The organism is Kribbella sp. NPDC051137, assembly GCF_040682535.1.
Classification (GTDB): Bacteria; Actinomycetota; Actinomycetes; order Propionibacteriales; family Kribbellaceae; genus Kribbella; species Kribbella karoonensis.
Window position 1 is genome coordinate 673,577 of the sequence record NZ_JBFBBI010000003.1, and the last position, 21,017, is coordinate 694,593.

The 21,017-nt window shown below is 69.6% G+C and carries 17 protein-coding genes; 10 read left to right on the plus strand and 7 right to left on the minus strand.

What is annotated here, in order from left to right; genetic code table 11:
• Nucleotides 1-139 precede the first annotated feature (139 nt).
• Nucleotides 140-1,420: an adenylosuccinate synthase gene (locus tag AB0M51_RS18330; protein ID WP_363749639.1), complete on the plus strand. Its 1,281-nt coding sequence runs from the start codon at nt 140-142 to the stop codon at nt 1,418-1,420.
• An 18-nt stretch (nt 1,421-1,438) separates the two neighbouring features.
• On the opposite strand, the gene AB0M51_RS18335 is transcribed toward AB0M51_RS18330, so the two are convergent.
• Nucleotides 1,439-3,361 carry a protein kinase gene (locus AB0M51_RS18335; protein WP_363749640.1) on the minus strand — a complete coding sequence of 641 codons (1,923 nt, stop codon included), beginning with the start codon at nt 3,359-3,361 and terminating at the stop codon, nt 1,439-1,441.
• A gap of 90 nt (nt 3,362-3,451) precedes the next feature.
• On the opposite strand from AB0M51_RS18335, the gene AB0M51_RS18340 reads away from it, so the two are divergent.
• The gene (locus AB0M51_RS18340; RefSeq protein WP_363749641.1) at nt 3,452-3,793 is read left to right on the plus strand and encodes a DUF1330 domain-containing protein; all 342 of its coding nucleotides are present in this window, start codon (nt 3,452-3,454) and stop codon (nt 3,791-3,793) included.
• A 133-nt stretch (nt 3,794-3,926) separates the two neighbouring features.
• Here the strand turns inward: AB0M51_RS18340 and AB0M51_RS18345 are convergent, their stop codons facing one another.
• On the minus strand, nt 3,927-5,135 hold the full coding sequence (locus tag AB0M51_RS18345) for a hypothetical protein (protein ID WP_363749642.1): 1,209 nt from the start codon (nt 5,133-5,135) through the stop codon (nt 3,927-3,929).
• Between the two features lie 177 nt (nt 5,136-5,312).
• On the opposite strand from AB0M51_RS18345, the gene AB0M51_RS18350 reads away from it, so the two are divergent.
• Nucleotides 5,313-5,930: a DJ-1/PfpI family protein gene (locus AB0M51_RS18350; RefSeq protein ID WP_363749643.1), complete on the plus strand. Its 618-nt coding sequence runs from the start codon at nt 5,313-5,315 to the stop codon at nt 5,928-5,930.
• On the opposite strand, the gene AB0M51_RS18355 is transcribed toward AB0M51_RS18350, so the two are convergent.
• Nucleotides 5,898-6,599: an SDR family oxidoreductase gene (locus AB0M51_RS18355; RefSeq protein ID WP_363749644.1), complete on the minus strand. Its 702-nt coding sequence runs from the start codon at nt 6,597-6,599 to the stop codon at nt 5,898-5,900. The genes AB0M51_RS18350 and AB0M51_RS18355 overlap by 33 nt on opposite strands.
• A gap of 88 nt (nt 6,600-6,687) precedes the next feature.
• Here AB0M51_RS18355 and AB0M51_RS18360 point away from each other — a divergent pair, with 88 nt between their 5' ends.
• Both AB0M51_RS18360 and AB0M51_RS18365 read left to right on the plus strand, forming a co-directional pair.
• A complete protein-coding gene (locus AB0M51_RS18360; protein ID WP_344194403.1) occupies nt 6,688-7,272 on the plus strand; it encodes a TetR/AcrR family transcriptional regulator in 585 nt (194 codons plus the stop codon).
• Between the two features lie 138 nt (nt 7,273-7,410).
• The gene (locus tag AB0M51_RS18365) at nt 7,411-8,580 is read left to right on the plus strand and encodes an alginate lyase family protein (RefSeq protein ID WP_344194405.1); all 1,170 of its coding nucleotides are present in this window, start codon (nt 7,411-7,413) and stop codon (nt 8,578-8,580) included.
• Here the strand turns inward: AB0M51_RS18365 and AB0M51_RS18370 are convergent.
• Nucleotides 8,577-9,383, minus strand: coding sequence for a siderophore-interacting protein (locus AB0M51_RS18370; RefSeq protein WP_344194407.1), 807 nt, complete (start codon nt 9,381-9,383; stop codon nt 8,577-8,579). The genes AB0M51_RS18365 and AB0M51_RS18370 overlap by 4 nt on opposite strands.
• Before the next feature lie 114 nt (nt 9,384-9,497).
• Here AB0M51_RS18370 and AB0M51_RS18375 point away from each other — a divergent pair, with 114 nt between their 5' ends.
• The 5 genes from AB0M51_RS18375 (at nt 9,498) to AB0M51_RS18395 (ending at nt 18,728) form a co-directional block, all read left to right on the plus strand.
• A complete protein-coding gene (locus AB0M51_RS18375) occupies nt 9,498-10,592 on the plus strand; it encodes an iron chelate uptake ABC transporter family permease subunit (RefSeq protein ID WP_344194409.1) in 1,095 nt (364 codons plus the stop codon).
• Complete coding sequence (locus AB0M51_RS18380; protein ID WP_344194411.1) at nt 10,589-11,626, plus strand: iron chelate uptake ABC transporter family permease subunit; 1,038 nt, start codon at nt 10,589-10,591, stop codon at nt 11,624-11,626. The genes AB0M51_RS18375 and AB0M51_RS18380 overlap by 4 nt, the downstream gene beginning before the upstream one ends.
• Nucleotides 11,627-11,628: 2 nt before the next feature.
• Nucleotides 11,629-12,516, plus strand: a complete 888-nt coding sequence (locus AB0M51_RS18385) for an ABC transporter ATP-binding protein (protein WP_344194413.1) — start codon at nt 11,629-11,631, stop codon at nt 12,514-12,516.
• A gap of 63 nt (nt 12,517-12,579) precedes the next feature.
• Nucleotides 12,580-13,746 (plus strand): M48 family metalloprotease, encoded by a 1,167-nt coding sequence (locus AB0M51_RS18390; protein ID WP_344194415.1) that lies wholly within the window; start codon nt 12,580-12,582, stop codon nt 13,744-13,746.
• A complete protein-coding gene (locus AB0M51_RS18395) occupies nt 13,743-18,728 on the plus strand; it encodes an AAA domain-containing protein (protein WP_363749645.1) in 4,986 nt (1,661 codons plus the stop codon). The genes AB0M51_RS18390 and AB0M51_RS18395 overlap by 4 nt, the downstream gene beginning before the upstream one ends.
• Here the strand turns inward: AB0M51_RS18395 and AB0M51_RS18400 are convergent.
• From AB0M51_RS18400 to AB0M51_RS18410, 3 genes are all read right to left on the minus strand, one after another.
• The gene (locus AB0M51_RS18400; RefSeq protein WP_363749646.1) at nt 18,710-19,912 is read right to left on the minus strand and encodes a glycosyltransferase; all 1,203 of its coding nucleotides are present in this window, start codon (nt 19,910-19,912) and stop codon (nt 18,710-18,712) included. The two genes, AB0M51_RS18395 and AB0M51_RS18400, sit on opposite strands and share 19 nt — an antisense overlap.
• Before the next feature lie 4 nt (nt 19,913-19,916).
• Nucleotides 19,917-20,537 carry a hypothetical protein gene (locus tag AB0M51_RS18405; RefSeq protein ID WP_363749647.1) on the minus strand — a complete coding sequence of 207 codons (621 nt, stop codon included), beginning with the start codon at nt 20,535-20,537 and terminating at the stop codon, nt 19,917-19,919.
• Between the two features lie 106 nt (nt 20,538-20,643).
• Nucleotides 20,644-21,015 carry an FKBP-type peptidyl-prolyl cis-trans isomerase gene (locus tag AB0M51_RS18410; RefSeq protein WP_344194423.1) on the minus strand — a complete coding sequence of 124 codons (372 nt, stop codon included), beginning with the start codon at nt 21,013-21,015 and terminating at the stop codon, nt 20,644-20,646.
• Nucleotides 21,016-21,017 lie beyond the last annotated feature (2 nt).

The window sequence follows — 21,017 nt, forward strand, 5'->3', positions numbered from 1 at the left end:
ACCCGCGGTCCGGTAGGCTTTGGTCGCAAGAGCCTGGATGCGTCGCCGGATGAATGTCCGGTGAACGTCTCCGGGCTTCACCGTTTCCAGTACCGGCCGCCACGGGGTGTGAGGCCGGTGCGTGATGAGGAGGGCTGAGATGCCCGCAATCGTGCTCGTCGGCGCCCAGTGGGGCGATGAGGGCAAAGGCAAGGCGACCGATCTGCTCGGCAACACGGGCGAGGTCATCGACTACGTGGTGAAGTTCAACGGCGGCAACAACGCCGGCCACACGGTCGTGATCGGGTCCGAGAAGTACGCGCTGCACCTGCTCCCGAGCGGCATCCTCACACCGGGTGTGACCCCGGTGATCGGCAACGGGGTCGTGGTCGACCTCAGCGTGCTGTTCGAGGAGCTCGACGCGCTGCAGGCGCGCGGAGTGGACCCGTCGCGGCTGGTGGTCAGCGCGAGCGCGCACGTGATCCCGCCGTACAACCGGACCCTCGACAAGGTCGCCGAGCGGTTCCTCGGCAGCCGCAAGATCGGTACGACGGGGCGCGGGATCGGCCCGACGTACGCCGACAAGATGAACCGGATCGGGATCCGGATCCAGGACCTCTACGACGAGAAGATCCTCGAGCAGAAGGTCACCGGTGCGCTGGAGCAGAAGAACCAGCTGCTGGTGAAGGTGTACAACCGGCGCGCGGTCGAGATCCATGAGGTGCTCGACGAGCTGCTCGGGTACGCGGACCGCCTGAAGCCGATGGTCGCGGACACCGGCCTGCTGCTGAACCAGGCCCTCGACGACGGCAAGACCGTGCTGATGGAGGCCGGTCAGGCGACCCTGCTGGACGTCGACCACGGCACTTACCCGTTCGTCACCTCGTCGAACGCGATCTCCGCCGGCGCCTGCACCGGCACGGGCATCCCGCCGACCCGGATCGACCGCGTGATGGCGGTCGTCAAGGCCTACACCACCCGCGTCGGCGAGGGCCCGTTCCCGACCGAGCTGCTGGACGCGGACGGCGAATGGCTGCGTACCCAGGGCGCCGAGTTCGGCGTCACCACCGGCCGGCCGCGGCGCTGCGGCTGGTACGACTCGGTGATCGCCCGGTACGCCGCCCGTGTGAACGGTGTCTCGGACTTCGTGCTGACCAAGCTCGACACACTCACCGGCCGCGAGCGGATCCCGGTCTGCGTCGCGTACGACGTGAACGGGGTGCGGCACGACGAAATGCCGATGACCCAGACCGACTTCCACCACGCGGCCCCGGTCTACGAAGAGTTCGACGGCTGGTCGGACGACATCACGGGCTGCCGTTCCTTCGAGGACCTGCCGAAGGAGGCGCAGACCTACGTGCGCGCGGTCGAGTCGCTCAGCGGGGCCCGGATCTCCGCGATCGGCGTCGGCCCGGAGCGCAGCCAGATCGTCCAGCTGTGAGCCTCGGCCTCCCCGTCGTCAGTTGCCGATGACGGGGAGGTCGCGGATGAACGGTGCGTTGCGGAGGTCGCCGAGCGACGGGCGGTGGATGTTCGGGGTCGCGATCGGCTTCCGCGCCCACGCGGCGCCCTGACCCTGCGTGGCCTGGTAGAACGTGAAGGCACCGATCGCCAGCAGTACGACGGCCATCAGCCCGGAGAACCAGTGCGCCCGGAACGTGTTCCGGGCCGTGATATGCGCGCCGCGGCGCAGCGAGCTGCCACCGGGGCCCCACCAGGAGCAGAACAGCCCGGTCAGAGCCGCCGTACCGAAGCCGATCGCCGACAGCGGCTGCCAGTCGAGTCCGTGCGCCGAGGCAGCGATGCCGGTGACGATGCCGCCGACGACGATCGCCGTGAGCAGCGGCAGGATCAGGCAGGGCAGCGTGATCAGTACGGCGGTGGCGAGCTGCAGCGGGCTGGCCGCGGCTGCGACGACACCGTCGGACCTGCCGGACCGGCCGCGCACCTGACGGCGTCGCATCAGCGCGGTACTCGACCGGTCGACCGTTCGCGCCAGGACCAGCAGGATGATCGCGACTGCCGTGCCGAAGCCGGGCGTGAACGCGATCAGCCCGGTCAGCGCGACCATGAAGCCGATGACGACCGCCGAACGGCGACCGGTCGGCGGTGACTTGACCGGCTTCTCAGGCTGCGGCTGCGACGGCTGCACCGGGCCAGGCTGTGACGGCTGCACAGGCATCAGCTGTGACGGCTGCTGGTACGGGACCGGCGGGCCGCTCTGGTACGGCGCCGGAGCGTACGGCCCAGGACCGTAAGACCCAGCACCGTAGGCCCCCGCGCTGTAAGGGTCCGGGGCGTACGGTGCGGCGGCATACGGTGCCGGCTCGGCGAGCGGAGGCTTGGCAGAGACCTCGCGAAGCTTGTCCCGGATCGGCGCGAACGCGGACAGCGGCGGGATCACCGAGGGCACGAGTTGGGCAACCTGAGTCGGCGTTGGCTCTTCGGCCGGCGGGGCCTCGGTCGGCATGAGCTTCGTGACCAGTCTCGTCGGCGGTACGGCGGCCACCGTCGGATCGGCATCGCCCTCCGCACGGGGCAGGAGCGCGTCGCGGCCCTCGGCGTACCGGCTGAGGCCCGTCATGATCTCGTCCTGCGTCGGACGGTCGGCCTTGTCGGGGGAGAGCGCGGCCGCGAGCAGGGGCTTCAGCCGCGGGTCCAGGCCATCCAGGTCGGCCTGTCCGGAGTGCACACGCGCCAGCACGGCCTCGAACGGGCCCTTGCCGAACGGGCGGCGTCCGGTCGCCGCGAACGCCACGGTGGCTGCCCAGCCCCACCAGTCGGCGGACTGCGACACCATCTCGCCCTCGATGAGCTCAGGCGCCAGATAGCCCGGCGTACCGATCACAAGACCGGTCTGGGTGAGCCGTAGGTCGTCGGCGGCCTGGGCGATGCCGAAGTCGATCATCACCGGCTTGCCGTTGCACATCATCACGTTGCCGGGCTTGAGGTCGCGGTGGATCACACCAGCCGCGTGGATCGCCTGCAGCGACTCAGCCAGGCAACCGGCGAGCGGGAGCCACTTACGCGGGGTCAGCGGACCACGGTCGTCCACCTGCTCGTCCAGCGGACGCCCAGGCACGAAACGGGTGACCAGGTAGGGCTGCTGGCCCTCCAGGTCGTGGTCGAGGATGCCGGCCACGCCAGGGTGGTTGACCTTCTGCAGTGTGGTCGCTTCGCGCTGCAAGCGGGCCCGTGCGATCGGGTCGTGCGCCACGTGCGATCGCAGTACCTTCAGCGCCACCTCCTGGCGCTCCGGGCCTTCGGCCAGATACACGACACCCATGCCGCCCTGTCCGAGCCGCCGGATCAACCGGTACGGCCCGACCCGCTCCTCCACCTCCTCTTCACGGGTGGAAGGCGGTCCCCCTGAGACTGACATGGCATCTACGGTACGTCCCCGGCAGACCAGACCGTCCTGATGACCTCAGAGGTAATCGTCCGGATTCAGTCTGTGCCCGAAGCTGGAGGCATGGGACAGAAATCGAAGGCTTACGCGATCGCCTACCTGCGCAACGTCCGGATGGGCGACGCCATCGTCGAGTACCTCGAGCGGATCGACGAGACGCTCGCGCCGTACGACGGTCATTTCATCGTGCACGGCGCCGCGCCCGAGCGGATCGAGGGCGACTGGGACGGTGCCCCGATCGTGATCGAGTTCCCGGACTACGACCACCTCAAGGACTGGTACGAGTCCCCCGACTACCGCGAGATCCTCCCGCTGCGAACCGGCAACTCCGACGGCGTGGTGATCTTCGTCGAGGGCGTCGACCGCACCCACCGCGCTACCGACGTACTAGGGCATGTCTCCTGATCCCACGCCTACTGCGGGGCACTCGGCACGGCACCTCGCCGCACGGGTGCAAAGGGAACGATGCTCCGCATCGACCCCTTCGCCCCCGCGCGCCGAGCTACCGCACCGAGCACCTCCTCGCTACGACGTGGGATCAGGAGACATGCCCTAGTGTCCTGAACCAGCCGAGGATCTGCGGATAGGCGAGCTCCGCGGTGCTGTTGTGGTCGACCGGGCCGACGTCGGTGATCGTGCTGGGGACGCCGAGCTTCGCGCGGCAGTTGACCGAATTGGCCGGCGGTACGTCGTGGTCCGCGGCGCCCGTGAAGAACCGGATCGGGACGCGCGGCGTCCAGTCGGTGCAGATCGTGTCGGCGGTGCGGAGCCGCTCACCGAGAGCTCCGGTGGGATGGGCGAGGCTCCGCAGGAACTCCGGGCGAACCAGCTTGCCCGGGTCGGCCGGGAGTGCGGCGGCGATCTCCTGCACGGTGTGGTCGCCGTCGAAGAGCGCGTCGACGACCTTGTCGTACGGTGGCAGGAATACCTCGGACGGGTCCTTGTACAGGTCCATCAGCCGGCTCCAGGACGTCAGAAAGTAGCCGAGGTACAGCGTCGCGACGAACGGGCTGACCCGGCCGTCGACCAGTGCCGGCAGTTCGACGCCGAGCAGGTCGAGCGGTCCGGCGACCGGCGCCATCGCGCGCAGTCCGAAGCCGGCGACCTGTCCGCGTTGCAGCGCCCGGCCGAGGCCGAGGGTGATCCGGCCGCCTTCGGAGAATCCGGTGACCAGTACGTCGGGCCGCACCGATCGGCCGCGGAGCGCGGTGAGTGTGCGAGCCGCGAGCAACTGGTCGGCGGCGGCGCTGACCTCGGACGCGGTGTCGCCGTACGGATGCCGGCCGGGGCCGACCCCGAGACCGAGCAGGTCGGGCGCGGCGACCGCGAACCCGGCACCGGCGAACATCAGGCTGCGCACGCGATCGGGTGCGGTGCGCAGTACCGAGGCGGTGGTGTTGCGGGTCGCGTTCGTACCGTGCAGGAACGTCACGAGATCCAGCCGCCGGCTGCCGTTCCGTGGCAGTGCGACGAGGCCGCTCGCCGTCGTCGGCTGACCTTGCGGCGTGATCGTGCGGTAGACGACCCGATACGCGTCGACACCGTACTTGGCCGGACCCGGCTTCATCCCTGTCGTCTGCAGGTACTGCGTCAACTCCGGCGCAGACAGGTGCTCCACAGGAGTCACGGACACGACCGAGCCGCGCCGGGCGTGCCCAGGCGGCTCGACAGCGGTGGCGGGCGTCGTCGTACCGGCGACCAGGACGGAGGCGCAGGCGCCCAGGGCTGTGAGCTTGGCGAGGTTCATTGATCCAGCGAACCGCTCTCCGTCGGCCGCCACGATGGTGCTACTTCCACCTCGGTGGTGGTGCTGGCATCCGCGACGGTGCTGGAGTTGACCGCTCAGGCAAGGTGGCCAGATCTTGATGCACAGAGGCTTTCCGGCCACTGGTCGGTCGAGCGTCCAGGCCGGTTGGCTAGGGGTATGCGAATCGAGATCTTGGTGTTCGACGGTGTGGACGAGATGGACGTGATGGGGCCGTTCGAGGTGTGGAGCCATGCTTCGCGGCGGCCTGGGTTCCACGTGGCGCTGGTGGGGCTGGACGGGCCGGCTGAGGTGACCGGGCAGCACGGGCTGCGGTTCAAGGCGCCGGAGGGGCTGGGGCGGCCGGACGCGTTGTTCGTGCCTGGCGGCGGATGGATGAATCGTGCGGAGAAGGGCAGTTGGGCCGAAGCGCGGCGGGGTGTGATGACGGCCCGGATCGCCGCACTGGCGCCGTCATTGCGGTGGATCGGCTCAGTCTGTACGGGGTCGATGCTGCTCGCCGAGGCCGGCCTCGTGGCGGGCCGGCCAGCCACGACGAACCGCGGCGCCTGGTCCGAGCTGGAGGCTTTCGGCGCTGCTCTGAAGACCAGCCGGGTCGTCGACGACGGCACGCTGATCACCGCGGGCGGCATCACGTCAGGGATCGACCTGGCGCTGTACGTCGTGGAACGTGAACTCGGCGCGGATGTCGCCGACGGGATCGCGGGCGCGATGGAGTACACCCGCGATCGGGACGTGTGGACCTCAGCCGGCGAGCTCCGGGTACGCCGCAGTTAGGTCCATCGCGGCGGCCGCCTTCGCGGTGCGGGCAGTGTCGTCTGCGAGGACCTCGTACGCGCCGCTCTCGATGCCGTCCAGCGCGGCCTTCGCGATGTCCTCCGGGCGGGACTTCGGCGCGGTCACGGCCGTCGTCATGTCGGTGTCGACGTACCCCATGTGCAGGCCGGTGACGCCGATGCCACGGTTCAGCAGTTCCAGGCGGATGGCGTTGGTCTGCAGCCAGAGCGCGGCCTTGGTGGCGGAGTACGCGCCGTGCCGGGCGATCCAGGACAGGGCCGAGTGCGCGTTGAGGATGTGGCCTCCGCCGTTCCGCTCGATGATCGGGACGAACGCCCGGGTGAGCTGCAGCGGGCCGAAGAAGTTCGCGTCGAAGACCGCGCGGATGTCGTCGATCGAGCTGTCCAGGTAGTTGTCCGGCGCGCCGGCGCCGGCGTTGTTGATCAGCACCGTGACGTCCGGCGCGGCCGCCGCGAGCGCGTCGACGGACGCTTGGTCGGTGACTTCGAGCGGCAGCGGGACGACCCGCGGGTCGCTGCTCGGCTTCGGCGCGCGGGCGGTCGCGTACACCTTTGCAACGCCGCGGGTCAGCAGGTCGTCGACGATCGCGCGGCCGATCCCGCGCTGCCCGCCGGTGACCAGGACGACGGCGCCTTCGAGTGATGTCATGGGGAACTCCTCAATGGAAACTGATCTGTTTCTAGCACCGTAAACCGATCGGTTTATGGATTCAAATTCAGCCGGTACCCTCGAAGGCATGAGCACTTCCGCGACTCCCCGTGAACGGCTGCTGGACGCCGCGGGCGAACTCTTCTACCGCGACGGCGTCAACATCGGAGTGGACGCGCTCTGCAAGGCGGCCGGGGTGTCGAAGAAGTCGATGTACCAGCTGTTCCGTTCGAAGGACGAGCTGATCGCGGAGAGTCTCGCGAGCCGCGGTCCGGGCTACCAGACGCTGCTCCGGCCGGGCGCGGAGGACGACCGGTCGCCGCGGGAGCGGATCCTCACCGTGTTCGAGCGCCAGGACGCGATGGTGGCTGAAGGCAACTACCTCGGCTGCCCGTACGTGAGCACCGCGGTGGAGCTGAAGAATCCGGAGCACCCGGGGTCCGTGGTGGCGCGGTACTTCAAGCAGCAGCTGACCGACTTCTTCCACCGCGAGCTGGCGCAGGCCGGCGCGGAGGACCCGGCCACGCTGGCGATCCAGCTGACGATGATCTTCGACGGCGCCAGCGCCCGGGCCGTGGTCCGCGCGCAGCCACTCGGCGGCATCGGCGCCGCAACCGCGGCCGCCCTACTGGACGCGGCCGGCGTGCGCGCGCCGGAGTTGGCTCTGCACTGATCCTGCGTGGAGTGGGACAAAAGCGCCTTTTGTTCCAGTGAGTTCCGGTACCGGCGGGGTCTTGACCCTGGCCGTCGTACGTCGTGAAACTGCCGTGGAAACCGCTGTCCTACCGCCCCCGAAGACAGGACACCGCCCATGCGAAAGCTCTCCCTCGTCCTGGCCGCCGCATTGCTGGCCGGGACCCTCAGCAGCCCGTCCGCCCAGGCCGCGGACGCGCCGGCAACGTTCACTCATCCCGGTGTCGGCGTCAGCCAGGCCCAGCTCGACTTCGTGCGCACCAAGGTGCAGGCCGGCGCCCAGCCGTGGACCGACGCCTTCAACCAGGCCAAGAGCAGCTCGTACGCATCCCTCTCCCGTACGCCGAAACCACGCGCGATCGTGGAGTGCGGTCCGTACTCGAACCCGAACTACGGCTGCACCGACGAACGTGAGGACGCGATCGCGGCGTACACCGATGCGCTGCTCTGGTACCTCACCAGGGACGACCGCTACGCGCAGAAGTCCATCCAGCTGATGGATGCGTGGTCGGCGACCATCCAGGACCACACGAACAGCAACGCTCCCCTGCAGACCGCCTGGGCCGGGTCGTCGTGGCCGAAGGCCGCGGAGATCATCAAGTACGAGTACGGCAACTGGCCGAACGCCGGACGCTTCGCCACCATGCTCCGGAACGTCTACGTGCCGAAGATCATCAACGGCTCGAACTCCAACGGCAACTGGGAGTTGAGCATGACCGAGGCGCTGCAGGGCATTGGTGTGTTCCTGGAGGACAAGGCGATCTACGACAAGGCGATCGCGCTCTACCGGCTGCGGGTGCCGGCGTACGTGTACTTGGAGTCGGACGGTGCGCTGCCGAAGACCGTGCCGAGCCAGAACCTCAACACCCGCGACAAGATCGTCAGCTACTGGCAGGGCCAGGGGACGTTCGTCACCGGTCTCACGCAGGAGACGTGCCGCGACTTCACCCACACCGGCTACGGCATCTCGTCGATCTCACACGTGCTGGAGACGGCCCGCATCCAGGGCGTCGACATGTACCCGGAGTTCGGTGAGCGGCTGCGGCAGGCGCTCGGCTTCCAGTCCAAGTGGGAGCGGAACCTGGAGCCCGTGCCGTCCTGGCTGTGCAAGGGCACGCTGAACCGGGGCCTCGGTCCGATCACCGAGGTGGGCTACAACGCACTGCACACGCGCCTGGGCATTGCGATGACGAACACCCAGGCCCTGACTGAGTCACGTCGCCCGGCTGGTTCCAACAACCTGTTCGTTGCCTGGGAGACCCTGACCCACGCGGAGAACCCGTCCTAGCAGTGCGCTTCGCCGCGCTTCCAGTAGCCCTGGAACGAGATGGCCGACTTCGGCATCCCGACCGCGTTCACGAGGTGGCGGCGTACCTCTTTGATCATCGACGATTCACCGGCGACCCAGGCGTAGTCCGGGTCGAACGGCAGAGCTGCTGACTTCACTGCGTCCACAAGGGATCCCTCAGTGACCCACGTGACGTCAGCAGCACCTGCCAACGGCCGTACGTCGGCCGCGTCGGGTACGGCGACGAACACCGTGGCATGTACGGCGGCAGGCAGCTCCTCCAGGATCCCGGCCAGTGCGGGGAGCGCGGTCTCGTCCGCTACGAGCAACCGGCGGACACTGGTCGCCGGTGGGACGTAGTCGACGCCGGAGTGCAGTAGACCCTTCGTGCTGGTCGTGTCGACCGCGAACGGCAGCAGCAGGCCTACCTGATCGCCCAGCTCGGCTTCACTCACCCAGGCCGAGGCGGGCCCGTTCACGCCGTGCAGGACGAACTCCACGTCCAGCTCGGCCACCTCAGGGCGCAATGCGCGCACGGTGTAGGTCCGCATGACGAAACGCTCGTCGACGGGCTGCGCGCACCAGTCGGCGTACCACTCGGGCCCGGCGGGTAGCCGGATCGCGCTGCCGTTCGGCGGGGAGAGCAGGACCTTGATGCGCTGGTCCGGGCCGGCGCTGACCGCCTCCGCGATCCGCGGTGCGACGAACGTCACGCGGCGCAGGTGCGGGCTCAGGTCGTCGACGGCCGCCACGGTGGCCAGGATCGAATCGAACACGATCGGTCGCTCGAGCACAGTCGTCATGGCTTGGGGTTTCTCCATAAACTTCGCAGGGGAGGAACGTGCGGACCCGAGGGCGGCCGGGTTATGGTGAGTCGTCTAGAGGTTAGCCTTACCTAAGAGGATCCCGAAAGTCCAATGCCCCCGCCCACTGCCACGGCCGACTCCGGCCCGGAGACCGCTGCCCCCTCGCGCCCTCGGCGGACCCGGCGGACCCGGCGGACCCGGCGGACCCGGCGGACCACTCTGGTCGCCGGCCTGCTCGGCTGCGCGGTCCTGCTGGTGCTCGTCTGTCTGCTCAGCATCGCGATCGGCTCCAAGCAGATTCCGCTGTCCACGGTGCTCGACGCGCTGCGGCACTACGACGAGACGAACACCGATCAGGTGATTGTCCGCTCGCTGCGCGTACCGCGGACCCTGATCGGCCTGCTGGTCGGCGCCGCGCTCGGGCTGTCCGGCGCGCTGATGCAGGGCGTGACCAGGAACCCGCTGGCCGATCCGGGCATCCTCGGCGTGAACGGCGGTGCCGCGTTGTTCGTTGTCGGCGGCATCTACTGGTTCGGGATGTCCTCGCTGACGTCGTACGTCTGGCTCGCGTTCCTCGGGGCGGCCGCCGCGTCGGTCGCCGTCTATCTGCTCGGCTCGATGGGCCGGGAGGGTGCTACGCCGGTGAAGCTGGCGCTCGCCGGTGCGGCGCTGACCGCGATGCTCGGGTCGTTGACGACGGCGTTGCTGATCGGCGACGTCGACACGTTCGACCAGTTCCGGTTCTGGTCGGTGGGGTCGTTCGCCGGTCGCGGCCCGGACATCGCGAAGCAGGTGGCGCCGTTCATCCTGGTCGGGATCGTGCTGGCGTTGTTCTGCGGGCGGGTGCTGAACGCGTTGTCGCTGGGGGACGACGTGGCGAAGTCGCTCGGCCAGCGGGTCGGACTCGCCCGCGCCTTCGTCGCGGTGGTCGTCGTACTGCTCGCCGGCGCGGCGACCGCGGCGGCCGGACCGATCGGATTCGTCGGACTGACCATCCCGCACGTGGCGCGGCTGGTGACCGGCCCGGACTACCGGTGGATCCTGCCGTACTCCGCTCTGTTGGCGCCGATCCTGCTGCTCGGGTCCGACGTGATCGGCCGCGTCGTCGCGCTGCCGGGCGAACTGCAGGTCGGCATCGTGACTGCAGTCCTCGGAGCACCCTTCTTCATCATCCTCGTACGCCGTCGGAAACTGGCCGACCTGTGACGGCCGAAGCAGTACAGGTCGTCGCCAGGGCTCGCGTAGCTCGGCAGGCTCGATCGGCGCTCGTCATCGCCGTACTCGCGGTCGTGGTGTTCGCGGTGTTCTGCGTCTCGTTGTCGCTCGGGGACTTCAAGATCCCGGTGGTCGACGTCGTGAAGACGCTCTTCGGCGGCGGCGACCACGCGACCGAGTTCATCGTGAACAAGCTTCGGTTGCCCAGAGCACTGACCGGACTGCTGGTCGGCGCGGCGCTCGGGCTGTCCGGTGCGATCTTCCAGAACATCGCCCGGAACCCGCTGGCCAGCCCCGACATCATCGGTGTGACGTACGGCGCCAGCGCGTTCGCCGTGCTCGGCATCGTGACGCTCGGACTGACGGGTGTCGCGGTGTCGGCGCTCGCGATCGCGGGTGCGGTGCTGACCGCGTTCCTGATGTACGTGCTCGCCTGGCGGCACGGGGTGTCGAGCTACCGGCTGATCCTGATCGGGATCGGCATCGGCGCGATCGCGACCAGCATCACGTCGTACCTGCTGACGAAGGCCCGGGTGGAGATCGCGCAGCAAGCGCTGGTCTGGCTGACCGGGAGCCTGAACGGGCGGGACTGGTCGAACGTACGGTCGCTGGCGATCACGTTCGTGGTCCTGCTGCCGTGCATCGTGTTCCTGGTGCAGCAGTTGCGGATCCTGCAGCTCGGCGACGAGACGGCGTACGGGCTGGGGCTGCGGGTCGAGGCGTCGCGGCTCGGGCTGATCGTGATCGCCGTACTGCTCGCCGCGGTGGCGACGGCGGCGGCCGGGCCGATCGGGTTCGTGGCGTTCGTGGCGCCGCCGATCGCGCGCCGGCTGACCCGGTCGCCCGGGCCGGCGATGATCACGTCCGGTCTGCTCGGAGCGCTGGTCGTGTCGGTGTCGGACCTGGTCGCGCAGCACGCGTTCGGCGACACCCAGTTGCCGGTCGGGGTGGTGACGGGTGTGGTCGGTGCGCCGTACCTGATGTTCCTGCTGGCCCGGGCCAATCGGGTCGGGAGTGGTGGCTGAGAATGGAGGAGAAGTCCGTGGAACACAGCTTGGCCGCCGACGGTCTAGCGGTCGGTTACGACCAGCGGGAGATCATCCACGACCTGTCGGTGCGGATCCCGACCGGGAAGATCACGGTCATCGTCGGCGCCAACGCGTGCGGCAAGTCGACGTTGCTGAAGACGCTGGCGCGGTTGCTGAAGCCGTCGCGCGGATCGGTGCTGCTGGACGGGAAGAGCATCCAGCAGATCCCGACCCGCGAGGTGGCGACCAAGCTCGGGCTGCTGCCGCAGTCGCCGACCGCGCCGGAGGGGATCACGGTCGCGGACCTGGTCGGCCGTGGGCGGTACCCACGGACCCGCTGGATCCGGCAGTGGTCCCGCGCCGACGACGAGGCGGTCGCGGCCGCGATGACCGCGACCGACGTGCTGTCGATCGCGGACCGGCCGATCGACGAGCTGTCCGGTGGCCAGCGGCAGCGGGTGTGGATCGCGATGGCACTCGCGCAGGAGACCGACATCCTGCTGCTGGACGAGCCGACGACGTTCCTGGACCTGACCCACCAGTTCGACGTCCTGGATCTGCTGGCCGACCTGAACAGGTCCGACGACCGGACGATCGTGCTGGTGCTGCACGACCTCAACCAGGCCTGCCGGTTCGGCGACCACCTGATCGCGATGAAGGACGGCGCGATCGTTGCCGAGGGCAACCCGTCGGAGGTGATCACCGAGGCCGTCGTCCAGGATGTGTTCGGCCTGGCCGTCAAGGTCGTCCCGGACCCGGTCGCCGGCACCCCGATGGTGGTCCCGATCGGTCGCCACACGACCCGTTCCGCCGTCGCGAGCCCGGCGGCCGCCGCCCTCGCCGCCAGCGCGGCCGCGAACGGAGTGTGCCGCCCCACCGATCGCTGAGGTTGTCCACAGACCGGCGGAAGGGCTCGGTTTCTGTCCGTCCGGCTGGTTATGGTTGCGGGCATGTTGTCAGCGCTCGGTTATCACCGGTCCGTCCTGGCGGTCGTCCGCCGGGTCGACGAGCGTGCGTGGACGGCGTTGCACGGCGGTCCGGAGGAGTCGCTCGACGACGTGCTGCTGCGGAACGCGTACCGCTTGGAGGCCGACGTGCATCCGGACGTCTTCCGTGCGGGTGAGCGGGCCGCGCGGGCGCTCGAGCTGGACGCGGGCGTCGACTACTACCAGGTGAGCGGCGAGCCGAATGCGTCCTACCTGCATCAGGCGGGCAAGGCAGTGGTCCTGTTCCAGGGTGCGTTGCTCGACCGGCTGGACGAGGACGAGTTGGCCGCGGTGATCGGGCACGAGTTGGCGCACCGGTTGTTGTGGCAGGCCGACGACGGTGCGTACCTCGCGGTCGATCGGCTGCTCGACGCGGCGGCCGGTGACGCCCGTACGCCGTCGCAGTACCTGGAGACGCACCGGCGGTGGTCGCTCGCGACGGAGCTGTTCGCGGACCGGGGTGCGTTGACGGCGTGCGGTGACCTGCGTACGGCCATCCGTGCGCTGCTGAAGCTGGAGACCGGACTGAGTACGGCGGACCCGGACGCGTACCTGCGTCAGGCGGAGTCGCTCGACCTCCGATCGGGCAGCCGCGGTACGTCGCATCCCGAGGCGGTCGGGCGTGCCTGGGCGTTGAAGAACTGGCTGGCCGGCGAGGACGTCGAGGCATTGGTGACGGGACCGCTCGACGTGGATGCGCCGGACCTGCTGGACGCGGGGCTGTTGCGGGAGTTGAGCCGGGACTTCGCCGCGGCGATCGCGCAGACCGAGGGCCTGCGGACGGACACGATCGCGACCGCGGCCGCCGGATTCGCGGATCCGCCGGGGCCGCTCGGCGTACCGGGGGGCGCGGTGCGCTTCGACGAGCCGTTGGCGATGCGTCCGGTGGACGGCGCGCCCTTGCCGCGGCCCAGACCGTTGGCTGCCTCAACGATCCGCTATCTGTGCTACCTGCTGCTGGATCTCGCAACCGCCGATCCGGACCTCGGCGACGCCGGCCTGGTCGCGTCCCTGGTCGTCGCCCGCCGTTCGGGTCTCAGCGGGTACGTCGATGTCGCCGACGACGAGCTCGGCTGGAGCGACAAGCACCGCGTGCGACTCGTCCAGGCAGCCGCGGAGGTGGTCGGATGAGCGCCGAGGATCTCGTCGCACTGGCCGTCTCGCAAGGTGGACTGGGCAACGACGCGCTGCTGGCGGCGGTGCTGCCGTTGTTCCACCAGACCGCCGCCGTGCACGAGCGCGGGCTGGTGGCGCCCTTGCGCGGGCTGGATCGGATCACGATCGACGAGCAGAGCCGGCTCGGGTTCGCGGCCGAGGACGCAGGGCGTCCGACGCTCGCGACGCAGCAGATCGACGCCCTGCAAGGGAAACGGCCGACCGCGGTCGAGGTGGTGGCGCATCGGCAGTCCGATCTCGACCTCGGCGCGGACGGCGGGCGCGCGCGGACCGTCGTACCCGAGACAATTGCCGCGCCGACGTTGGTGGCCGGCTGGCAGAGCTGGGAGCACGTGGTCGGGCACCACGATCAGCTCACCGACATCTTCAGCCTCGGACAGTTGCTGCTCGCGCTCGGATGCGGTCTGGATCTGTCCAGGGCCGCGGACGTCGCGACCCTGATCGATGCCCGGGGCAACCTGTATCAGCTGGACCCGGACCTGCATCCGGTGATCGTCTCGGTGGCCGCGCAGATGGCGGAGCCCGACCGGCACCGGCGGGCGCAGGACCTGCGGTCGCTGATCGAGCAGCTCGAGAACTACCGCGACCAGCCGCTGGACTTCGACGTCGAGGCGGTCGTCCGCGGCGTCGCGGACCGGCGTACCGCCGTGCTCGGTGCGCTCCGCGACCGGCTCTTCGACCTCTCCCGGCGCAATCGGCTGATCAACTTCCGCCCGACCGCGCAGACGCTGAACCTCACCGAGGTGTCGGTGCCGCTGATGCTCGACGTCCGGAACATCCGCCCCGAGCAGCTGTTCACCTGGCGCGACGACCTGGCCGGGCAGCTGTTGAAGAAGGCGCAGCCGCTCGGCAAGTGGATCCGGTACGACGAGGCGCCGTACGCCGCGAACACCCTGGACAAGCTGATCTCGACGGCGCGCCGGGACAAGGCCGACTACGGGTTGGACCAGTTGCGGCTGGTGCCGGCGTTCCTGCGCTGGCACGACCTGAAGAACGACCGCGACACCCGGCTCGCGTCGCCGCTGGTGCTGGCGAAGGTGGAGCTGACGAAGAAGCGCGGCGTCCGGGATTCGTACACGCTGCGGATCTCCGATCCGATCGCCGAGGTGAACCCGACGCTGCGGCACAGTCTGCGGCAGCTGTACGGGATCTCGCTGCCGGAGACCGTCGACCTGTCGGCGCCGGGCGCCCTCCGGGAGCTGCACGAGCGGTTGGCGAAGGAGATCCAGGCGACCGAGCCGGGACTGCGGCTGCACCTGCGGGAGAAGCCGCGGATCGATCTGGTGCGGCAGCGCGCGGTGACGCGATTGCGGACGTACAACCGGCGCCGGCATGGGAACCTGCCGACCGGGTTCGGCGGGAGGCAATACCCGTACTCGTACCGCCGGTCCGACTACCAGCCGCTCGGCGTGCAGATCTTCCGGACGCAGATCGCGCACCAGACGCTGCCGCTCGGGGTCGCGCTCGGCGAGGAGCCGCGGCGGCCGACGGCGATCGAGACCGACACGTACTCGCTCGACACCGACGGCGGGCCGTACTCCTGGGACGTCGACCTGTGCGCGGTCTCGTTGGCGAACTTCAACTACCGCACGCTCGGGCTGGTCCGGGACTACGACGAGCTGCTGACGGGTGCGGAGTCGGCGCCGTCGTTCGACCAGCTGTTCTCGGACCGGCCGCGGCCGGTGGGGAGCGAGCTGCCGGAGCTGCCGCCCGGCGAGCGGTATCTGGTGGTGCCGGCGGACGGGTCGCAGGTGGCGGCGATCGCGCGGGCGCGGCGGGGCGAGAGCTTCGTGATCCAGGGCCCGCCCGGGACCGGGAAGTCGCAGACGATCACGAACCTGATCGCGGACTTCGTCGCGCGCGGGAAGCGGGTGCTGTTCGTCTGCCAGAAACGGGCTGCGCTCGATGTTGTGCATGCCCGGCTGGCGAGTCGGCGGCTGGACGGGTTGTGCGCGCTGATCCACGACTCCCAGGGCGACAAGAAGGCGTTCGTTCACGGGCTGCGAGAGACGTACGACGCGTGGCTGCCGGCGAAGGACGATCTGGACGCGTTGACGGAGCGGCGTACGGCGTTGGTCGCTCGCGTTGAACGACTACTGGCGACGGTGGACGAGTTCGAAAGGCAACTGGCTGACGGCGAGCCCCGCCTCCGAGAGGTAGTCGACCGACTCGCCGAGCTAAGTCAGCACGCCTGGGATGCGAACGCCCGCTCCACCGACTCGATCGCGGGGCGGAACGTGCCTGCCTCGCATCTCCTCCCTTCTGTTGGGGAGTGGTGGGTGGCTCGTGCTGCGGTGCATGAGGTGGCGCAGGCCCTGGCTGCGGCTGAGCCGGCCAGCGGTGGCGTGCTGGCGCGGAGTTCTCTGGCGTACCTGGCGCGGTGGGACGAGGCGGATGTGGCGGGGGCGGCGCGGCGGCTGCGAGAGAAGTGGGATGCGGTCTCCGCGGCGTGGGAGCTAGAGGACGTCGCCGTACGGGAAACGCTGGAATTGGCACAGCTCGGGCGGCTGTTGGAGCCGTTGGCGCGGCTCGACAAGGAGGAGGCGATCGTTCCGCGGTCGACCGCGGCGCGGGCGTTGGCGGACGCGGCGGACGAGCGGGCGCGGCTGGTCAAGGCCGAGCGTGCCGCCTGGAAGGAGGCCGCCGGCTGGCGGGAGCCGCTCGACCCGGCCGATGCCCGCTCCGCACTGAAGGTTGCCCAAAGCAAGGAAGGTGGTGCGTTCTCGTTCCTCAGCGGCGACTGGCGACGGGTGAAACACCTGGTCCGGGACCGCTTCGACGCCACGACGCGCACCGTCCAGCCTTCCGTCACCGAGATCCTCACCGATCTCGTCGCCGCCCAGTCCGCCACCGCGGCCGTCGCCGAACACGCCGAGCAGACCCGCCACGACTGGGCCACCGACGCTCCGCGCGACCTGATCGACCAGCTCGCGGCAGCCCGCAAGGCCGTCCCCGACTGGCGCGCCGTCCTCGACGACACCGCTCGCCTCGCCCGCCTGGCCGACGTCCTCGACGACGCCACCGCCGCCGCTCGGGACCTGCTGGCCGACCACTGGGACACGCTGACCGTCGACGAGCTCCGCGACCTGGCGGATCGCCTGGCCGCCGAGAGTCCCGTCGTACGGGCGATCGGCCCGAAACTTCGGGACCTGGCCACGGCGCCGACGTCCGTGCTCACCGCCGTACGCCGGCTCGACGGCACGCCTGACCAGCTCGAGTACGCCGTGTGTGCGGCGGAGTGGGAACACGCCCGCTCCGCCGCCCCGTTGCAGCTCTCGTCGGCGCGCGTCGACGCGATCGTCGGCGAGCTGAGCATGGTGTACGACGACCTCGCCGACCTGAACGCGCAGGTCGTGGTCGCACAGGTCCGGCGCCGCTTCCTCGCCGAGGTCGCGCACTCCGAGCAGAGCGTCACCGGGATGTCGGCGGAGGACCGCGAACGCAAGAAGACGTTCGCGACCGGGCGCCGCGAGCTCGAGCACGAGTTCGGCAAGGTGATGCGCTACCGGTCGATCCGCGACCTGGCCTCCGGCCCGCCCGGAGAGGTGGTCGCGATGCTCCGGCCGGTGTGGCTGATGAGCCCGTCGTCGGTGTCCGACACGTTGCCGCTGACAGCTTCCTTCGACGTCGTGGTGTACGACGAGGCCAGCCAGATCCCCGTGGAGGAGGCGATTCCGGCGCTGCACCGGGCGCCGCAGCTGATCGTTGTCGGCGACCAGATGCAGCTGCCGCCGACGCAGTACTTCCGGGTGCAGAGCGACGACGCGGACGAGGAGCAGCTCGGCATCGCCCTGACCGAGGACAGCTTCCTCTCGATCAGTGCGCTCCGGCTGGCGTCGACGATGCTGACCTGGCACTACCGGAGCCGGTCCGAGGCGTTGATCTCGTTCAGCAACGCGGCGTTCTACCAAGGCAAGCTGGCGACCGTGCCGGACCGGTTGCCGCCGCACACCGCGCCGCCGTGGACACTGCGCTCGGACTCTCCCGCGTCGGACGTCTGCGAGAGCATCCTCGCCGGCAGCATCACTGCGGTGCGGCTCGTCGACGGTGTGTACGTGCGGCGCACCAACCCGGCCGAGGCGCGCTGGATCGCGTCGCTGGTGCGGGAGTTGCTGGTCCGCGAGACCGGGAAGAGCATCGGCATCGTGGCGTTCTCGGAAGCGCAGCAGGGGGAGATCGAGCGGGCGCTGGCCGAGCTGGCCGAGGGCGATCCGGAGTTCGCCGACCTGTACGAGGCGGAGCAGGTGCGGACACAGGGCGAGCAAGACGCCGGGCTGTTCGTGAAGAACCTGGAGAACGTGCAGGGCGACGAGCGGGACATCATCCTGATGAGCGTCTGCTATGCGGCCGGCCCGGACGGGCGGATGCTGATGAACTTCGGCCCGATCAACACCTCGGGTGGCGAGAAGCGGCTGAACGTGATCTTCAGCCGGGCCCGCGAGCACATGGTGATCGTGAGCAGTATCGAGCCTGACGCGATCACCAACACCTACAACGACGGCGCGAACACGCTGCGAAGGTTCCTCGGGTACGCAGCGGCCGTGTCGCGCGGAGACCAGCAGGCCGTGAAGGCCGCACTCGCTTCGTACAACCTCAGGACCGTCGGCGGGAAACGGCAGGCGACTCCGGTGGTCGAGCAGCTCGCGGCCGCGCTGGAAGCACGCGGCGTGGAGGTCGACGTGGCGGTGGGGGAGTCGGTGTTCCGGTGCGACCTCGCGCTGAAGCTTCCCGAGGACAGCGGGTACCGGCTCGCGGTTCTTGTGGACACGCCGGATCGCGTCGCGGCCGACACGTTGCTCGAGCGCCTCACCACGCACCCGAGCGCGTTGACGACCACCGGCTGGCGGGTCCACCACGTGCTCACCACGGACTGGACCCGTTCGCCGGAGGCCGTCGTCTCACAGCTGCTCGACGAACTTCATCGCCCGGTCGACTGAGCGTTCTCGATCAGGAGCTTGGCGGCCACTGTCGCGCCGTCGGTCTTGATGAGCCCGCTCACCTCGCGGGCTTGCTGGGTGGCGGCGAGTGCCGTGCCGAGCGCCGACGACAGCGAGTCGACGGTCGGTGCCTTGTCCGCGGCGCCGATGCCCAACGCGGCAACACGGGAGGCCCAGTACGGCTGGTCGGCGATCAGCGGCACAACAACCTGCGGTACGCCGGCCCGCGCGGCCGTGGTCGTCGTACCGGCGCCGCCGTGGTGCACGACCGCCGCAACTCGGGGGAACAGGGCCTGTTGGTTGACCTCGCCGATGACGAAGCTGTCGTCCGCGTCGAGTTCCGCCCAGCCGCGGCTGAGCAGTACGCGGCGACCGTGGGCGCGGGCTGCCTCGATCGTGGTCCGGGCGATGTCCTTCGGCGCGTACGACGCCATGCTGCCGAAACCGACGTACACCGGTGGCTCACCGGCGTCCAGGAAGGCCTGCAGGTCGTCCGGGAGCGGACGGTCGTCGGGCAGGATCCAGGCGCCGGTTTGGACGACGTCGAGGTCGGTCATGCCTGCCGACGGGCACAGGGTCGGGTCGGCGGCGAGCCAGGGGTGTTCGGTGAACACGTAGTCGCGGACGTTCGCGACCGGTGGCAGCCCGATCGCGGCCCGCTGCTCGTTGAGGGCCGGGCCGTACAGCTCGTTCACGCGGCGGGCGTCGTACTCCCACTGCTCACGTCGGTCGGTGACGTCGTCCGGGGTCGGCGTACCGGGTCGTGCTCCCGGTGCGTGGTGCTGGGACGGGATCCCGCCCAGGTGGAAGCCCGCCAGTACGTAGCCGATGCCGAGCTTCTCGGCGACGTCCCGCGCACCGGCCGGCATCAGCCCGGTCGCCACGATCGCGTCAGCGCCCGGTGCGACCCGCCCGAGCGTCTCGAACCGCGCCGCGACGAGCCGGGCGGCCATCTCGAAAGCAGGATGCTTCCCTGACGTCGATTTCGGCGCGGTGACCACCGAACGCACCGAGGGGCCGAGCGGCTCGATCGGTACGCCGGCCCGGGCCAGCAGCTCCTCGAAGTCACCTTCCGGTGGTGCACAGACTGTTGCCTCGGCCCCCAATTCCTGGAGCGCCACCGCAAGCCCCGCCAACGGCTCGACGTCCCCGCGGGATCCCCAGGTTGCCAGCACAAAACGCACGCGTTCATTCCTCTCGTAGGCCGACCAGCCCATCATTCTCCGAGAACGACCGGGGCTTGCGGCAAGTCCCCCGGCCCGCTATACGTTGGAAGTAGAGGGTGACGATCAGCCCGGCGAGGAGCGCGCCGAGGATGCCGAGGATCAGGTCGCCCAGGGTGTCGGTGTAGGCGGTCCGGAGCTCGGGAGAGGTGCGGACGAAGGCGGCGTACTCGCCCACCTCCCACACGACCGCGGCGGTGGTGCCGAAGCCGAGCGCGACGAAGACCGTGACGGCGCGGGAGAGATCGCGTGGCGCGAACGCCAGCAGGACGCCGGCGGTGAGGAACGCCCAGAGGACGAAGTGCATCGCGTCGTCCCACCAGTCGACGGTGTCGAACAGGTCGAGCCGGTTGCCGAGCAGGTCGATCGTCCACGGCAGCGTCATCAGCAGGTCTGCCGCCCACGGGAACGCGCGCCTGCCGCGTGCCCACCAGTACAGCGGCAGCGCGATCCCGCCGATCGGGTAGACGACCAGCCGCGCGGTCGAGGCCTTTCCCTTGATACCGCTCAGCTCCGGCCAGATCAGTGCCGCGAGCAACAATGCGAACAGCAGCACCTTCACCGCCAGAGCAGCCTTCTTCGTCATGCCCCACAGTCAACCGGTCCGCCGGCCTGGGCGGATGAGTACAACTACCGGACATGAATCAGCCGGCGGCGACCGTCGTGGTCGCCGCCGGCTGTCTGTTCGGGGTTCAGCTGACGCTGATCAGGTCCACCACGAAGATCAGGGTCTCCCCGGGCTTGATCGCGTTGCCCGCGCCGCGGTCGCCGTAGCCCAGGTGCGGCGGGATGACCAGCTTGCGCCGGCCGCCGACCTTCATACCCTGGACACCGGTGTCCCAGCCCTGGATGACCTGGCCGACGCCGAGCTGGAACGCCAGCGGGGCGCCGCGGTTGTACGACGCGTCGAACTCCTCGCCGGTGGAGTGCGCGACGCCCACGTAGTGCACGTTCACCCGGGAACCGGCCTTGGCCTCGGCGCCGTCACCCTCGGTGATGTCGGTGATCTCGAGATCCGCCGGCGGCGGCCCGTCCGGAAAGTCGATCTCTGGCTTCTCAGTCATGT

Excerpts from the sequence above, each read along its gene's own strand:
- AB0M51_RS18365 (WP_344194405.1), top strand. The coding sequence starts at position 7,411 with ATGCGAAAGCTCTCCCTCGTCCTGGCCGCCGCATTGCTGGCCGGGACC.
- AB0M51_RS18370 (WP_344194407.1), bottom strand. The coding sequence starts at position 9,383 with ATGACGACTGTGCTCGAGCGACCGATCGTGTTCGATTCGATCCTGGCC.
- AB0M51_RS18335 (WP_363749640.1), bottom strand. The coding sequence starts at position 3,361 with ATGTCAGTCTCAGGGGGACCGCCTTCCACCCGTGAAGAGGAGGTGGAG.
- AB0M51_RS18375 (WP_344194409.1), top strand. The coding sequence starts at position 9,498 with ATGCCCCCGCCCACTGCCACGGCCGACTCCGGCCCGGAGACCGCTGCC.
- AB0M51_RS18350 (WP_363749643.1), top strand. The coding sequence starts at position 5,313 with ATGCGAATCGAGATCTTGGTGTTCGACGGTGTGGACGAGATGGACGTG.
- AB0M51_RS18405 (WP_363749647.1), bottom strand. The coding sequence starts at position 20,537 with ATGACGAAGAAGGCTGCTCTGGCGGTGAAGGTGCTGCTGTTCGCATTG.
- AB0M51_RS18330 (WP_363749639.1), top strand. The coding sequence starts at position 140 with ATGCCCGCAATCGTGCTCGTCGGCGCCCAGTGGGGCGATGAGGGCAAA.
- AB0M51_RS18385 (WP_344194413.1), top strand. The coding sequence starts at position 11,629 with ATGGAGGAGAAGTCCGTGGAACACAGCTTGGCCGCCGACGGTCTAGCG.
- AB0M51_RS18390 (WP_344194415.1), top strand. The coding sequence starts at position 12,580 with ATGTTGTCAGCGCTCGGTTATCACCGGTCCGTCCTGGCGGTCGTCCGC.
- AB0M51_RS18395 (WP_363749645.1), top strand. The coding sequence starts at position 13,743 with ATGAGCGCCGAGGATCTCGTCGCACTGGCCGTCTCGCAAGGTGGACTG.
- AB0M51_RS18345 (WP_363749642.1), bottom strand. The coding sequence starts at position 5,135 with ATGAACCTCGCCAAGCTCACAGCCCTGGGCGCCTGCGCCTCCGTCCTG.
- AB0M51_RS18410 (WP_344194423.1), bottom strand. The coding sequence starts at position 21,015 with ATGACTGAGAAGCCAGAGATCGACTTTCCGGACGGGCCGCCGCCGGCG.
- AB0M51_RS18340 (WP_363749641.1), top strand. The coding sequence starts at position 3,452 with ATGGGACAGAAATCGAAGGCTTACGCGATCGCCTACCTGCGCAACGTC.
- AB0M51_RS18360 (WP_344194403.1), top strand. The coding sequence starts at position 6,688 with ATGAGCACTTCCGCGACTCCCCGTGAACGGCTGCTGGACGCCGCGGGC.
- AB0M51_RS18355 (WP_363749644.1), bottom strand. The coding sequence starts at position 6,599 with ATGACATCACTCGAAGGCGCCGTCGTCCTGGTCACCGGCGGGCAGCGC.